This window comes from Kribbella sp. NPDC104740 (genome assembly GCF_055583505.1).
Genome location: NZ_JBVJNV010000002.1, coordinates 435,883 through 450,726, shown reverse-complemented (window position 1 = coordinate 450,726; position 14,844 = coordinate 435,883). Strand labels below are relative to the sequence as shown.

The window sequence follows — 14,844 nt, the reverse complement described above, 5'->3', positions numbered from 1 at the left end:
ACAACCATCATTCGCCAGCAGAGGTAGGTGAAGGCTGACGGTGGCCGGTGATCAGCGATGATCACCGGCCACCACCGCCGAGCACGTGTTCGCATATCTGGTCCGCCGGGTGATCGGAGCAGTGATCCTGCTCTTCATCGTCACGGCCGTGACGTTCTCGATCTTCTTCCTGGTTCCCAAGCTGGGCGGTGCGTCCGCCGACGACCTGGCCTCGCGCTACGTCGGCAAGAGCGCCGGGCAGGAGCAGATTCACCAGACGGCGGAGCGTCTCGGCTTCACCGACCCGCTCTACGTCCAGTACGGCCGCTTCGTGAAGGGCCTGGTCGTGGGGCAGGAGTACAACTACGGGCCGTCGACCGAGCACTGCCCGGCGCCCTGCTTCGGGTACTCGTTCCTGACCCAGCAGCCGGTGTGGCCGGACCTGGTCGCGCGAATACCGGTCACCGCCTCGCTGGCGGGTGGTGCGGCGTTCATCTGGCTGATCACCGGTGTCGGTACCGGCATCGTGTCCGCGCTCCGGCGCGGCTCGGCGCTGGACCGGGGCCTGATGTCGGTGGCCCTGGCCGGCGTCTCGCTGCCGATCTTCTTCACCGGCCTGCTGTCGCTGTCGATCTTCAGCTACAACCTGGGCTGGACGGCCCAGGGCGGCACCAACCCACTGGACGAGACGAATCCGGTCTGGTGGGCCTACGACCTGATCCTGCCCTGGGTCACGCTGGCCTTCCTGTACGCCGCGGCGTACGCCCGGCTCACCCGGGCCGGCATGCTCGAGACGATGAACGAGGACTTCGTCCGGACCGCCCGCGCCAAGGGCCTGACCGAGCGGACGGTCGTGGTCAAGCACGGCCTGCGCTCGGCGCTGACCCCGATCCTGACCATCTTCGGTCTCGACCTCGGCCTGCTGATGGGCGGCGCGATCCTCACCGAGACGACCTTCTCGCTGCCCGGCATCGGCCAGTACGCCGTGATCGCGCTGCGCGCCAACGACCTGCCCAAGGTGCTCGGCGTGACGCTGGTCGCCGCGTTCTTCATCGTGCTGGCGAACCTGATCGTCGATCTCCTGTACGCCGTCGTCGACCCGAGGGTGCGAATCTCGTGACCGAACCTCAAGACACCCCGCAGCGGATCGAGCGCGGCGACGCGTTCCTCGACGTCCGCGACCTGAAGGTGCACTTCCCGACCGACGACGGCATCGTGAAGTCCGTCGACGGGCTGTCGTTCCAGCTGGAGCGCGGCAAGACCCTCGGCATCGTGGGCGAGTCCGGCTCCGGCAAGAGCGTGACCAGCCTGTCGATCATGGGCCTGCACAAGGCCGGTACCGCGAAGATCAGCGGCGAGGTCTTCCTCGACGGCCAGGACCTGGTCTCGTCCAGCGCCGAGGAGGTGCGGCTGCTGCGCGGCAAGCGGATGGCGATGATCTTCCAGGACCCGCTGTCGGCGATGCACCCGTTCTACACGGTCGGCAAGCAGATCATCGAGGCCTACCGGGTGCACAACAAGGTGACCAAGCAGGTCGCCCGCAAGCACGCGATCGAGATGCTCGACCGGGTCGGCATCCCGCAGCCGGACAAGCGCGTCGACGCCTACCCGCACCAGTTCTCCGGCGGGATGCGGCAGCGCGCGATGATCGCGATGGCGCTGTCCTGCGACCCCGACCTGCTGATCGCCGACGAGCCGACCACCGCGCTCGACGTCACCGTGCAGGCGCAGATCCTGGACCTGATCCGGGACCTGCAGCGTGAGTTCAACTCCGCGGTCATCATCATCACCCACGACCTCGGCGTGGTCGCCGAGCTCGCCGACGACATCCAGGTGATGTACGCCGGCCGCGCGATCGAGTACGGCACCGCGGACGACATCTTCGAGCGCCCGCAGCACCCCTACACCTGGGGCCTGCTCGGCTCGATGCCGCGGATCGACCGGGAGCGCACCGAGCGGCTGATCCCGATCAAGGGCTCGCCGCCCAGCCTGATCAACGTCCCGACCGGCTGTGCGTTCAACCCGCGCTGCAACTACTCGCAGCTCAACGGTGGCGCCAGCGAGACCGACCGGCCGGAGCTGCTCGAGGTCGGGGCCGGGCACAAGGTGGCCTGCCACCTGTCCGGCGCGGACCGCGAGCGGATCTGGAACGACGAGATCAAGCCGAAGCTGTGAACGACGGAGCCGAAGTGACCAACCCCGAAACCGAGTCCGTCAGCGTCGGACCCGTCCTCGACGACACCTCCCCGGCGATCGCCGACGGCGAGGAACTGCTGTCGGTGACGAACCTGACCAAGCACTTCCCGATCCGCAAGGGTCTGCTGCAGCGCCAGACCGGCGCCGTCCAGGCCGTCGACGGCCTGACCTTCAGCGTGATGAAGGGCGAGACGCTGTCGCTGGTGGGGGAGTCGGGCTGCGGCAAGACCACCACCGGCCGGCTGCTGACCCGCCTGCTGGAGCCGACCGACGGCAAGATCGTCTTCGAGGGGCACGACATCAGCCACCTCGGCGACGGCAAGATGCGCCCGCTGCGGCGTGACGTGCAGATGATCTTCCAGGACCCGTACGGCTCGCTGAACCCGCGGCACACGGTCGGCAAGATCGTCGGTGCGCCGTACCGGCTGCAGGGCGTGAAGCCCGAGGGCGGTGTGAAGAAGACCGTCCAGGAGTTGCTGGAGCTGGTCGGGCTGAGCCCGGAGCACTACAACCGGTACCCGCACGAGTTCTCCGGCGGTCAGCGGCAGCGGATCGGGATCGCCCGTACGCTCGCGCTGCGGCCGAAGCTGATCGTCGCCGACGAGCCGGTCTCGGCGCTGGACGTGTCCATCCAGGCCCAGGTGGTGAACCTGCTGGAGGACCTGCAGAACGAGTTCGACCTGACCTACGTGATGATCGCGCACGACCTGTCGGTGGTCCGGCACGTGTCGGACCGGGTCGCGGTGATGTACCTCGGCAAGATCGTCGAGCTGGCCGACCGGGTCAGCCTGTACGAGAAGCCGATGCACCCGTACACGCTGGCCCTGCTGTCGGCCGTCCCGATCCCGGACACCAACCGCAAGACCAAGCGCGAGCGGATCCGGCTCGAGGGCGACGTCCCGAGCCCGATCAACCCGCCGCCGGCCTGCCGCTTCCACACCCGCTGCTGGAAGGCGCAGGACATCTGCAAGACGGTCGAGCCGCCGCTGCTGCAGATCGCCCCGGGGCACCAGAGCGCCTGCCACTTCCCGGAGAACGCCACCGAGGACCAGGCCGCCGCGGCCCTGAAGGCCGTCGAGGGCGCGGCCACCGCGAAGGTTTAGTTGCGCGCTGCAACCAGTCGCTGGATGTGAAACGGCCGGGAACCCCTGTTGCGGGGGTCCCCGGCCGTTCGGCGTACCGGCGCTAGCGGGCGACGCGTTGCAGCAGCAGGACGGCGTCGGGGCCCAGGTGGGAGCTGAGGCGGCGCAGGCCGTGGTTGGTCCGGCGCTTCACCGCGGGGACCGAGCAGCCGAGGATGCCGGCGGCCTCGGTTTCGGTGCGCGACTCGTAGAAGCGCAGGACCAGCGCGTCGCGCTGGCGGGCCGGCAGGTTCTGCAGGCCGGTTTCGAGCCAGTGCCGAGCCGTCACGTTGTCGCGGTGCCCCACCGTGGCGTGCTGATTCACCTGAGATTCCCCCTTCGAGCTTTACGGTCCCGATGACATGACGCTCTGGGCCCTACGATCGGTTGCATCCTGTTCGTAGATTTCTTTCCGCGTTCGCCTGCTAGTCCAGGACGTAGCCGACCGGAAGCTGGAAACCGACCTGTTCCGACGGGCTCGGGGCGAACTCCGGGACGGCGACCTCGCAGGTCAGCTCGGCGGTCGAGCACTTCAGCAGGTCGACGGGCCTGGACTGGTCCTCGGCGATCCCGACCGCGTAGAAGCTGCCGTCGCCCTGCCACTGGGTGGGCACGATCAGCACGTACCCGGGGAACTTCAGCGGCAGCTGCTTCCCGGACTGCAGGTCGAACAACCGCACCTCGTCGGCGGCGTCGGTCGTCATGAACCGGGCGCTGGGGGAGACGGTGTTGTCCCACCCGTCGTAGATCCGGGCCGGCGGCTTCCGGAGATCGGTGCCGACGGCAACCTGCTGGGTCTGGCTGGGCGGCTGGAGGATCTCCCAGGTGAGCAGGCCCGCGTCGACGCCCTTCAGCTTCTCCGGACCGGCCGCGGGATCGATCACGGTCCCGGCCTTGGCGGCCAGGTTCCAGCGGTAGATGCTCGTCCCGGTGGAGAAGTAGGCGAAGCCCTCGTCGATCGCCGAGACCCGCGGCTCCTTGTCCTCGGCGGGGTTCGCGACCGTGCCCTGCGCCGTCCGGACGACCTCGCGGCGCGCGGCCACGTCGTACACGACGAACTCGGGGCGCTGCGGGCTGCTGTCGACCCAGCCGACCAGCGTGCCGGCGTCGTCGACGGTGAGGCGCTTGATCGCGTTGCCGCCGCCGATCGTCGTGGTCCGGCGGCCGTCGGCCGTCTTCACGGTGCCGCCCGGGGTGACGTAGACGAAACCGGCGTCGGTCTGGGCGAAGGTGGCGATCTGGTCCTTCAGGTCGTAGGTCTCGGAGCCGAAGTGGATCTTGCCGTCCTTCGCGTACGTCGGCCGCCGCTCGGTGAAGTTCCCCGGCTGCTCGGCCGGAGCCGGCGCGTCCGCGGTCAGCCTGACGGCGGTCAGCCCGCCGGCCAGCACGGCCGCTGACGCGGCGGCGACGGTCAGCACGGTGGCGACCTTGCGGCGCTTGATCCGCCGGTCGCCGTTCCGCATCACGGCGGCCAGGTCCAGGCCGGGCTCGGTGACGCCGTCGGCGTGCTCGGTCAGGGTTTCCTTGATCAGGCCGGTCACTGGGCCACCACCAATTCGATCGTCAGTTCCGCGTCGGGGCCCAGCCGGGCCCGCAGCTTCTTCAGGGCGTGCGACGTCTGGCTCTTTACCGTGCCGACGCTGCACCCGAGGATCCGGGCGGTCTCCGCCTCGGTCAGGTCCTCGTAGTACCGCAGCACCAGCGCGGCCCGCTGCCGCGGCGGCAGCTGCCCGAGCTCCTCCCAGAGCCAGATCCGCGCCGTCGCGTCGTCCGCCGCCGCCCGCCCGGGCAGCTCGGGGACGTCGTCGCGCGGCCGCTCCGCGTGCCACGCCTTCCGCCGGTACCAGCCGATCGCCGTGTTGGTGATCGCCTTCCGCGTGTAGGCCTCGGCGTTCGCCGAGTCCCGCAGTCGGTGCCAGCCGACGTACGTCTTGGTCAGTGCCTCCTGCACCAGATCCTCGGCCAGCCCGCGTTCCCCGACCAGCAGGTACGCGTACCGGAACAACGCCCGGTGCCTGCTGACCGCGAACTCCTCGAAGTCCCCAGCACTCCGTCCGGTCCCCATCAGGTCCCTTCCACGGCCACCGCCCCGTGCGGCCGGCCTCCTCTGCCCGCCCTGACGTGATCAACCCGGGAAAAGGTTGTACGAGTGTCGCAGTGGTCCAGGTCCACCCCGCGTTCGACAATGTCGAACGTACGGCGTTGTGCCGCTCCGTCAACGCTCCTACATTCCAGTCCTCCGTGGTCGTCACGGGGTGGAAGGGAGACAGAGCATGGCTACGACCGAAGCGGTCAAGGCGAAGACCCTTCTGGGGGAGATGTCCGCCGAGCTGGCCGGTACGTTCATCCTGATCCTGTTCGGCTGTGGTGTGGTGGCGCAGGTGGTCGCCGCGGGGATCGGGGACCACGACTCCATCGCGTGGGCGTGGGGGCTCGGGGTGACGCTGGGGATCTACGTGGCGGGCCGGATGACCGGTGCGCACCTGAACCCGGCGGTGACGATCGCGCTGGCGGCGTTCCGCGGGTTCTCCTGGAAGAAGGTGCTGCCGTACTCGGTGGCCCAGTTCCTCGGCGCTTTCCTGGCGGCTCTGGTGGTCCGCTGGAACTACACCGAGGCGCTGAACAAGTTCGACCCCGGGCTGACGATCAAGTCCCAGGGCGTGTTCTCCACGCTGCCGGGCAACGGGTCGCTCGACCTCGGGGTCGGGATGTGGGGCGGGTTCCGCGACCAGATCATCGGTACGGCGATCCTGATGCTGGTCATCCTCGCCATCACCGACCTGCGCAACACCTCACCGGGTGTCAACTTGGCGCCGTTCATCGTCGGTCTGCTGGTGGTCGGGATCGGGATGGCGTGGGGCACCAACGCCGGCTACGCGATCAACCCGGCCCGTGACTTCGGGCCGCGGCTGGCGTCGTTCTTCACCGGGTACAGCGGAGCGTTCAAGGATCAGTTCGGGGACATCTATTTCTGGGTGCCCATCGTGGCGCCGATCATCGGCGCTCTGGTCGGTGCGTTCCTGTACGACCTGCTGGTCGGGCGCTTCCTGCCGATCGCCGACGAGGACGAGGAGCCGGGGCGGATCCCGGAGGAGAAGACCACCGCATGACATCGATCTGTGAGGAGAGGACCTTCCATGGCTGACTTCGTCGGTGCCGTCGACCAGGGCACCACGAGCACCCGCTTCATGATCTTCGACCACTCCGGCAACGAGGTGGGCAAGCACCAGCTGGAGCACTCCCAGATCCTGCCGCAGGCCGGCTGGGTGGAGCACAACCCGGTGGAGATCTGGGAGCGGACCAGCTCGGTCATCCGGACCGCGCTGAATCAGAACAACCTGCAGGCGAGCGACCTCGCGGCGCTCGGCATCACCAACCAGCGCGAGACCGCCGTGGTCTGGAACCGCAAGACCGGCCGCCCGTACTACAACGCGATCGTCTGGCAGGACACCCGCACCGACCGGATCGCCTCCGCGCTGGAGCGTGAGGGCAAGGGCGACGTGATCCGGCAGAAGGCCGGGCTGCCGCCGGCGACGTACTTCTCGGCCGGCAAGGTGCAGTGGATCCTGGAGAACGTCGACGGCGTCCGGGAGGCCGCCGAGGCCGGTGACGCCGTCTTCGGCAACACCGACACCTGGTTGCTGTGGCACCTCACCGGCGGTGTCGACGGCGGTGTGCACGTCACCGACGTCACCAACGCCAGCCGGACGATGCTGATGAACCTGGAGACGCTCGATTGGGACGACGAGCTGATCAGCTTCTTCAACATCCCCCGGCAGATGCTGCCGGAGATCCGGCCGTCGTCGGACCCGAACAAGTACGGCGAGACGCTCGCCACCGGACCGCTCGGCGGCGTCGTACCGCTGACCGGTGACCTCGGGGACCAGCAGGCCGCGACGGTCGGTCAGGTCTGCTTCAACCCGGGCGAGGCGAAGAACACCTACGGCACCGGCAACTTCATGCTGCTCAACACCGGCACCGAACTGGTCCGGTCCAAGGCCGGTCTGCTGAGCACGATGGCGTACAAGTTCGGCGACGACGCGCCGGTCTACGCGCTCGAGGGCTCGATCGCGGTCACCGGGTCGGCGGTCCAGTGGCTGCGCGACCAGCTCGGCATCATCTCCGGCGCGAGCGAGACCGAGACGCTGGCCCGGCAGGTCGAGGACAACGGCGGCGTGTACTTCGTGCCGGCGTTCTCCGGCCTGTTCGCGCCGTACTGGCGCTCCGACGCCCGCGGCGCGATCGTCGGGCTGTCCCGGTTCAACACCAACGCTCACCTGGCCCGAGCGACACTGGAAGCGATCTGCTACCAGAGCAAGGACGTGGCCGACGCGATGGAGAAGGACTCGGGTGTGAAGCTCGAGGTGCTCAAGGTCGACGGCGGGGTCACCGCCAACGAGCTCTGCATGCAGATGCAGGCCGACATCCTCGGCGTACCGGTCAGCAAGCCGGTCGTCGCGGAGACCACGGCGCTCGGTGCGGCGTACGCGGCCGGGCTGGCGGTCGGGTTCTGGAACAACACCGACGAACTGGTGCAGAACTGGAACGAGGACAAGCGCTGGAGCCCGGAGTGGAACGACGAGCAGCGTGCGGCCGGGTACAAGGGCTGGGAGAAGGCGGTCCAGCGGACGCTCGACTGGGTCGACGTCGACTAGCACCAGCAGCAAGACAGCAGTGATGCGACAACCGGAAGGAACAGCACAGTGGCGGTAGTGGCTCTGTCCCCGCAGACGAGGTCGGAGGCCATCGACGCGATGGCCGACGGCCGCGAACTGGACGTCCTGGTGATCGGCGGCGGGGTGGTCGGCACCGGCTCGGCCCTGGACGCCGCGACCCGGGGCCTGACCACCGGCCTGCTGGAGGCCCGCGACTTCGCGAGCGGGACCTCCAGCCGGTCCAGCAAGCTCATGCACGGCGGCTTGCGGTACCTGGAGATGCTCGACTTCCGGCTGGTGCACGAGGCGTTGCAGGAGCGCGGGCTGCTCCTGCAGCGCCTGGCACCGCACCTGGTCAAGCCGGTGCCGTTCCTCTACCCGCTCCAGCACCGCTGGTGGGAGCGGTTCTACGCCGGCGCCGGCGTGGCCCTGTACGACGCGATGGCGGTGAGCTCCGGCCACGGCGCCGGGCTGCCGATGCACCGGCACCTGACGCGCCGCGGCGCGATGCGCCTGGTGCCGTCACTGAAGAAGTCGGCGCTGGTCGGCGCCCTGCAGTACTACGACGCCCAGGTCGACGACGCCCGGCACACGATGGAGCTGGCCCGGACGGCGGCGTCGTACGGCGCGCACGTGGCGAACCGGGTGAAGGTGACCGGCTTCCTGCGGCAGGGCGAGCGGGTCACCGGAGTCCAGGCCAAGGACCTGGAGAGCGGCCGCGAGTTCGAGGTCCGCGCCAAGCAGGTGGTGAACGCGACCGGGGTGTGGACCGACGACACCCAGGCGATGGTCGGCGAGCGCGGGCAGTACCACGTGCGCGCGTCGAAGGGCATCCACCTGGTGGTGCCCAAGGACCGGATCCAGTCCAGCACCGGGATGATCCTGCGGACCGAGAAGTCGGTGCTGTTCATCATCCCGTGGGGCCGGCACTGGCTGATCGGCACCACCGACACCGACTGGAACCTGGACAAGGCGCACCCGGCCGCGACCAGCAAGGACATCGAGTACCTGCTCGACCACGTGAACGCGGTGCTGAACACACCGCTGACCCGGGAGGACGTCGAGGGCGTGTACGCCGGGCTGCGGCCGCTGCTGGCCGGGGAGTCGGAGAGCACCTCGAAGCTGTCCCGCGAGCACGTCGTCGCGCACGCGGCGCCCGGGCTCGTGGTGGTTGCCGGAGGCAAGTACACGACGTACCGGGTGATGGCCAAGGACGCCATCGACGCGGTCGCCAACGCGCTCGACGGGCGGGTGCCGAAGTGCACCACGAAGACCATCCCGCTGGTCGGCGCGGACGGGTACCCGGCGCTGTGGAACCAGCGGCACCTGATCGCCCAGGACTCCGGGCTGCACGTGGCCCGGATCGAGCACCTGCTGAACCGGTACGGCGCCCTGATCTCCGAGGTGCTCGCGCTGGTGAAGGAGGACCCGTCGCTCGGCGAGCAGCTCCCCGGCACGCAGGACTACCTGAAGGCCGAGGTCGTGTACGCCGCCCGCTCGGAGGGTGCGCGGCACCTGGACGACGTACTGGCTCGGCGTACGCGCATCTCGATCGAGGCCTGGGACCGGGGTGCTGGGGCAGCTGACGCGGCCGCGCGCCTGATGGCGCCCGAGCTGGGCTGGGACGAGGCGACGATCGAGCGCGAGGTGTCGTTCTACCTGCAGCGCGTCCAGTCCGAGCGCGACTCCCAGGACCAGCCCGACGACGAGTCCGCCGACAAGGTTCGCCTCGGCGCGCCGGACATCGTCTCCCCGGCCTGAGCGACTGGCCCGGAGCGCCTTCGTGGGGGGTGCTCCGGGCCATCTGTCGTCACGTTGGCGAGTTGTCGCCAAATAGGGGCTTTGGGCAACTGAATGCGGGTGGGCGGTCACCTGGTGTTTTCCTGGCCGGGCTAGGCTTTCCGGCATGGACATCGTTGCGCTGGCCGAGGCCACCGAAGGCGACTTGATGCTCGGGCTGCCGGGGGCCGACGAGCAGGTGCGGGAGCGGATGGGGCTGGCCGGGGCGCGGATCGGCGGCGGGATCGTGCTGGCCGCGAGCAAGGACCCGTCGCAGTTCTGGTCGAAGGCGCAGGGGTTCGGGATCACGCAGCCGCTGACCGCGGACGTGGTCGCCGAGGTGGTCGACTTCTATCGGGCCGAAGGTGTCACGAGCGCGAACTTCCACCTGATCGACCAAGTGCTGCCGGACGACTGGGCCGAGATCGCCGCGAAGTACGGGCTGACCCGTGGGCACTCGCTGGTGAAGGTGGCCCGCGACGACCGCCGGGTCGCGCCGGCGCCGACGACGCTGCGGGTCGGCCCGATCGCGGACACCGACTGGGACGCCTGGGCCGCGGTGCAGATCGAGGCGTTCGAGTTCGACGACCCGGACGACCGGATCGCCGGGATGCTGCGCTCGATCGGCAAGATCGAGGGCATGACGGCGTACGGCGCCTGGGACGGCGACGTGCTGGTCGGGACCGGCGCGCTGTACGTCGACGGCGAGGCCGCCGAGCTGGTCAGCGGCGCCACGCGACCGGCGTACCGGGGGCGTGGTGCGCAGTCGGCGCTGCTGGCGCGGCGGACGCAGGACGCGCTCGCGGCGGGCTGCCGGCACGTGTTCTCCGAGACCGGGAAGCCGGCCGACGGCGAGCAGAACCCGTCGCTGGAGAACCTGCGGCGGGCGGGGTTCGACGTCATCTACGAGCGTCCGATCTGGGCCTGGAAGGCCTGACGGGCGCGCAGTACCGGAGTTGTTGTCGTACGGGGTTTGTGGCCAGGAGGGTCGAATGGATCGGATCGCCGAGCTGATCGAGGCAGCGGAGGCGGAAGCGGTGTGGGGCTACGAGAACTCGGCCCCGCCCGCGGTGGCGGAGCGGCTCAAGCTGGCGAGCCGCCGGATCGCCGGTGGCGTTGTGCTGGCGATGCCGGACGACGTCACGAACTACTGGAGCAAGGCGCTCGGCTTCGGCTTCGAGTCGCCGGTGACGCTGGACCTGGTCGAGGAGATCGTCGACTTCTATCGCAGCCAGGGTGTCCGGCTCGCGACGCTGCAGCTCGCGCCGTCGGTGCTGCCGCGCGACTGGGAGGCGATCCGGGAGAAGACCGGCTTCGCTGCCGGCGGGACGTGGCTGAAGCTGGCGCGGCTGGCCGGCCTGGTGGAGTCGGCCGACACCGACCTGCGGGTCGCCGCGATCGCGCCGGAGCAGGCCGAGGAGTGGGCGACGACACTGGTCCGCGGCTTCGGGATGCCGACCTCGCTGGTGCCGATGGTGGCGCCGGTCGCCGGGCGCCCGGGCTTCACGGCGTACGGCGCGTGGGACGGCGACGAGATGGTCGGCGCGTCCTCGCTGTCGATCCACAACCAGGTCGCCTCGTTCGCGGGAGCGGCGGTGCTGCCGGAGTACCGGGGTCGGGGTGCGCAGTCGGCGATGCTCGCCGCGCGGGCTCGGCAGGCGGCGGCCGACGGCGCGAAGTGGTTGAGCGCGGAGACGGGGAAGCCGGCGGACGGGGAGCACAACTCGTCGCTGAGCAACATGCTGCGGACGGGCTTCGAGATCCGCTACGAACGGCAGAACTGGATCTGGCGCGCGGAGGACTGACCGGTCGGTCCCGGCCGCACAGTTGCGTACAGCAACAAGGTGGATGCCGAAAGCAACTGACGCGGCAACAAGTTGCCGGATCCTCGTTCTCGGCTAACGGTCACCGCCTGCCCGGTGGCTAGCCTCTCGCCGGGGCATCGAGGTGGTGCCCCTGGGCGTGACGAGAGGCTGACTGTGAGTACTGAGGGCAACAACCTGGCCGAGTTGATCGAGAAGGCGGAGGGTGAGGCCTACTGGGCCTACGAGCACTCCGCTCCGGAGCCCGTCGTGCAGGCGCTCGGACTGTCCGCCCGCCGGATCGGCGGCGGGGTGGCGCTGTCGATGGTGAACGACAAGTCGCGGTACTGGAGCAAGGTGCTCGGGGTCGGGTTCGACGAGCCGCTGACGGCCGCTCTGCTCGAGGAGGTCGTCGACTTCTACCGGGGCGCCGGCACGCCGATCGCGGTGCTGCAGTTCGCGCCGTCGGTCCTCCCGCCCGACTGGGACGAGATCGCCGCGAAGTCCGGCCTGACCGGCGGTAGCTCCTGGTACAAGCTGGCCCGGCCGGCGGGCTTGGTCGAGTCGGCACGCACCGACCTTCGGGTCGACCGGGTGGACAGCGCTCACGCGGCCGAGTGGGCGACGGCGTTCTTCCGCGGGATGGGGATGCCGGCCGAGGACCTGGCGCCGATGGCCGAGGGCCTGGTCGACCGGCCGGGCGCGTCGGCGTACGCGGTCTGGGACGGCGACCAGATCGCGGGCGCTTCGACGCTGGTGATCAGCAACGGGGTCGCCTCGTTCGTGGGGGCGTCGGTGCTGCCGCCGTACCAGCAACGTGGTGGGCAGTCGGCGATGATCGCGGCCCGAGCCCGCCAGGCGGTCGAGGACGGCGCGGAGTGGTTCAGCGCGGAGACGTTCAAGCTGGCCGAGGGGGAGAAGAACTCGTCGCTGAACAACATGCTCGGTGCGGGCTTCGAGATCCAGTACGTGCGGCAGAACTGGATCTGGCGCGCGGAGGACTGAGGGCTACTGCTCGGGGCGGATCCAGCCGAAGGTGCGCTGGACCGCCGCTTGCCAGTTCGCGTACTCCGTCGCGCGCCTGTCGGGGTCCATGTCGGGGAGCCACTGGCCCGCGCGGTGCCAGTTGCTGCGCAGGCCCTCCAGGTCCGGCCAGTAGCCGACCGCCAGGCCGGCGGCGTACGCGGCGCCGAGGGAGACCGTCTCGGCGACCATCGGGCGGACCACCCGGACGTCGAGCAGGTCGGCGACGAACTGCATCAGCAGGTTGTTCGCGGTCATCCCGCCGTCGACCTTGAGCGCCTTCAGCGCGATCCCGGAGTCGGCGTTCATCGCGTCGACGACCTCGAGGGTCTGGAAGCCGGTCGCCTCCAGCACCGCGCGGGCCAGGTGCCCCTTGGTGATGTACGACGTGAGGCCGGCGATCACCCCGCGGGCTTCGCTGCGCCAGTGCGGCGCGAACAGGCCGGAGAACGCGGGCACGATGTACGCGCCGCCGTTGTCCTCGACCGTGCGGGCCAGCGTCTCGATCTCGGCGGCGGTGTGGATCAGCCCGAGCCCGTCGCGGAACCACTGCACCAGCGAGCCGGTGACGGCCATCGAGCCCTCCAGCGCGTACGCCGCCGGCTGGTCGCCGATCTGGTACGCGACCGTGGTCAGCATGCCGTGCGTCGAGCGGACGATCTCCTTACCGGTGTTGAGCAGCAGGAACGAGCCGGTGCCGTACGTGCACTTCGCCTCGCCGGGGCTGAAGCAGGTCTGGCCGAACAGCGCGGCCTGCTGGTCGCCGAGGGCGGCGCCGATCCGGACGCCGGGCAGGACGGTGGTCGCCGTACCGAAGACGCCGGAGGACGGGCGGATCTCGGGCAGCACGCAGCGCGGGACGTTGAAGGCCGCGAGGAGCTGGTCGTCCCACTCGAGGGTCTCGATGTTCATCAGCATCGTGCGGCTGGCGTTGGTCACGTCGGTGACGTGCAGCCCGCCGTCGGGTCCGCCGGTGAAGTTCCAGATCAGCCAGGTCTCCATGGTGCCGAACAGCACGTCGCCGGCCTCGACGCGGGCGCGCAGGCCGGGGGTGTGGTCGAGCATCCAGCGCAGGCGGGGCGCGGAGAAGTAGGTGGTGAGCGGGAGGCCGCAGAGGTCGACGAAGCGGTCGGGACCTTCGTCGCCGGCCAGCTCGGTGATCAGCCGGTCGGTGCGGGTGTCCTGCCAGACCACGGCGTGCCCGATCGGCTGCCCGGTCCGGCGGTCCCAGAGCAGGCTGGTCTCGCGCTGGTTGGTGATGCCGATGGCAACGATCTGCTCGGGCTGGGCGCCGATCTGCCGGACGGCGGCGGGGACGACGCGGGTGACGTTGCGCCAGATCTCGGCGGCGTCGTGCTCGACCCAGCCGGGCTTCGGAAAGTACTGCTTGTGCTCCCGCTGGGCAACGGAGACGAGGCGGCCGCGCCGGTCGAACAGGATGCAGCGCGTGGAGTTGGTCCCCTGGTCGACGGCGGCGACGTACTGCTCCGCCATCAGCCGTCTTCCCGCAGGTCGCGGCCGATGGCTTCGGCGGTGGCCCGGACCATGGTGACCAGGTCGGTGCGGTGCCGCAGGCGGGTGTCGCAGATGCGTTCGATCCGGCCGGTGAGGCCGACGGCGCCGACGACCAGGCCGCCCAGACCGCGGATCGGGGCGGCGATCCCGGCCAGTTCGACGGTGTGCTCCTCGAACTCGCCGGCCCAGCCCTTCGCGCGGACGGCGGCGAGCTCGTCGGCGAGGCGGGCGAGCTGGATGATCGTGCGAGTGGTGAACGCTTCCAGCGTCTTCGGTTTCGACGCGCCGCTGGTGTCGAAGGCGAGGACCGCCTTGCCGAGCGCGGTCGCGTGCGGCGGGAGCGTCGTACCGACGTCGAGGTCTTGGTCGCTGTCGTCGGGCCGGAAGACGTGGTGCACGACGACCACCTTGCCCTCGACCAGCCGGCCAACGCGCACCACCTCGCCGCTGCGCGACGCCAGCGAGTCGGCCCAGTTGATCGCCCGGCTGCGCAGCTCGTTCGGGTCGAGGTAGGTCTCGCCGAGCCGCCCGAAGGCGTCGCTCAGCCGGTAGTGCGCACCCGACCGGTCCTGCTCGACGAACCCGACCTGGTGCAACGTCCGGACGATCCCGTGCACGGTCGCCTTGGCCAGCCCGAGCGCGTTGCCGAGATCGGCGACGCCCAGCCCGTTCGGCGCGGCCGCGAGCAGGCGCAGCACTGCGGCAGCTCGCTCGATCGACTGGACGCTGCCCGGCACACCGGCAGGCTACCGGTGAATAACCTTCAGCGGAGCA

At 69.9% G+C, this 14,844-nt stretch carries 14 protein-coding genes; 9 read left to right on the top strand and 5 right to left on the bottom strand.

Annotated features, from left to right (window positions below; translation table 11 throughout):
* Positions 1-85 precede the first annotated feature (85 nt).
* From ACZ6Z4_RS11705 to ACZ6Z4_RS11695, 3 genes are all read left to right on the top strand, one after another.
* Positions 86-1,099 carry an ABC transporter permease gene (locus ACZ6Z4_RS11705; protein WP_465561711.1) on the top strand — a complete coding sequence of 338 codons (1,014 nt, stop codon included), beginning with the start codon at positions 86-88 and terminating at the stop codon, positions 1,097-1,099.
* Complete coding sequence (locus ACZ6Z4_RS11700; protein ID WP_465561709.1) at positions 1,096-2,154, top strand: ABC transporter ATP-binding protein; 1,059 nt, start codon at positions 1,096-1,098, stop codon at positions 2,152-2,154. The genes ACZ6Z4_RS11705 and ACZ6Z4_RS11700 overlap by 4 nt, the downstream gene beginning before the upstream one ends.
* A gap of 77 nt (positions 2,155-2,231) precedes the next feature.
* Positions 2,232-3,278, top strand: a complete 1,047-nt coding sequence (locus ACZ6Z4_RS11695; protein WP_465563746.1) for an ABC transporter ATP-binding protein — start codon at positions 2,232-2,234, stop codon at positions 3,276-3,278.
* An 82-nt stretch (positions 3,279-3,360) separates the two neighbouring features.
* Here the strand turns inward: ACZ6Z4_RS11695 and ACZ6Z4_RS11690 are convergent, their stop codons facing one another.
* The 3 genes from ACZ6Z4_RS11690 to ACZ6Z4_RS11680 all read right to left on the bottom strand — a co-directional run bounded on the left by ACZ6Z4_RS11690 (position 3,361) and on the right by ACZ6Z4_RS11680 (position 5,361).
* Positions 3,361-3,621, bottom strand: coding sequence for an RNA polymerase sigma factor (locus ACZ6Z4_RS11690; protein ID WP_363673936.1), 261 nt, complete (start codon positions 3,619-3,621; stop codon positions 3,361-3,363).
* A gap of 100 nt (positions 3,622-3,721) precedes the next feature.
* The gene (locus ACZ6Z4_RS11685; RefSeq protein ID WP_465561705.1) at positions 3,722-4,837 is read right to left on the bottom strand and encodes a hypothetical protein; all 1,116 of its coding nucleotides are present in this window, start codon (positions 4,835-4,837) and stop codon (positions 3,722-3,724) included.
* Complete coding sequence (locus ACZ6Z4_RS11680) at positions 4,834-5,361, bottom strand: SigE family RNA polymerase sigma factor (RefSeq protein WP_465561702.1); 528 nt, start codon at positions 5,359-5,361, stop codon at positions 4,834-4,836. The genes ACZ6Z4_RS11685 and ACZ6Z4_RS11680 overlap by 4 nt, the downstream gene beginning before the upstream one ends.
* A 208-nt stretch (positions 5,362-5,569) precedes the next feature.
* Here ACZ6Z4_RS11680 and ACZ6Z4_RS11675 point away from each other — a divergent pair, with 208 nt between their 5' ends.
* The 6 genes from ACZ6Z4_RS11675 (at position 5,570) to ACZ6Z4_RS11650 (ending at position 12,537) form a co-directional block, all read left to right on the top strand.
* Entirely contained in the window at positions 5,570-6,406 is an 837-nt protein-coding gene (locus tag ACZ6Z4_RS11675; protein ID WP_465561700.1) for an MIP/aquaporin family protein, read from the top strand.
* Positions 6,407-6,433: 27 nt separating this feature from the next.
* On the top strand, positions 6,434-7,951 hold the full coding sequence (glpK, locus tag ACZ6Z4_RS11670; RefSeq protein ID WP_363673944.1) for a glycerol kinase GlpK: 1,518 nt from the start codon (positions 6,434-6,436) through the stop codon (positions 7,949-7,951).
* Positions 7,952-7,999: 48 nt separating this feature from the next.
* A complete protein-coding gene (locus ACZ6Z4_RS11665; RefSeq protein WP_465561698.1) occupies positions 8,000-9,712 on the top strand; it encodes a glycerol-3-phosphate dehydrogenase/oxidase in 1,713 nt (570 codons plus the stop codon).
* Positions 9,713-9,857: 145 nt separating this feature from the next.
* Positions 9,858-10,667: a GNAT family N-acetyltransferase gene (locus tag ACZ6Z4_RS11660; protein WP_465561695.1), complete on the top strand. Its 810-nt coding sequence runs from the start codon at positions 9,858-9,860 to the stop codon at positions 10,665-10,667.
* Positions 10,668-10,722: 55 nt separating this feature from the next.
* Entirely contained in the window at positions 10,723-11,535 is an 813-nt protein-coding gene (locus tag ACZ6Z4_RS11655) for a GNAT family N-acetyltransferase (protein ID WP_465561693.1), read from the top strand.
* Positions 11,536-11,709: 174 nt separating this feature from the next.
* A complete protein-coding gene (locus ACZ6Z4_RS11650) occupies positions 11,710-12,537 on the top strand; it encodes a GNAT family N-acetyltransferase (protein ID WP_465561691.1) in 828 nt (275 codons plus the stop codon).
* A gap of 3 nt (positions 12,538-12,540) precedes the next feature.
* Here ACZ6Z4_RS11650 and glpK (ACZ6Z4_RS11645) read toward each other — a convergent pair whose 3' ends face one another.
* The gene (gene glpK, locus ACZ6Z4_RS11645) at positions 12,541-14,049 is read right to left on the bottom strand and encodes a glycerol kinase GlpK (protein ID WP_465561689.1); all 1,509 of its coding nucleotides are present in this window, start codon (positions 14,047-14,049) and stop codon (positions 12,541-12,543) included.
* The gene (locus ACZ6Z4_RS11640; RefSeq protein ID WP_465561687.1) at positions 14,049-14,807 is read right to left on the bottom strand and encodes an IclR family transcriptional regulator; all 759 of its coding nucleotides are present in this window, start codon (positions 14,805-14,807) and stop codon (positions 14,049-14,051) included. The genes glpK (ACZ6Z4_RS11645) and ACZ6Z4_RS11640 overlap by 1 nt, the downstream gene beginning before the upstream one ends.
* Between the last annotated feature and the right edge of the window lie 37 nt (positions 14,808-14,844).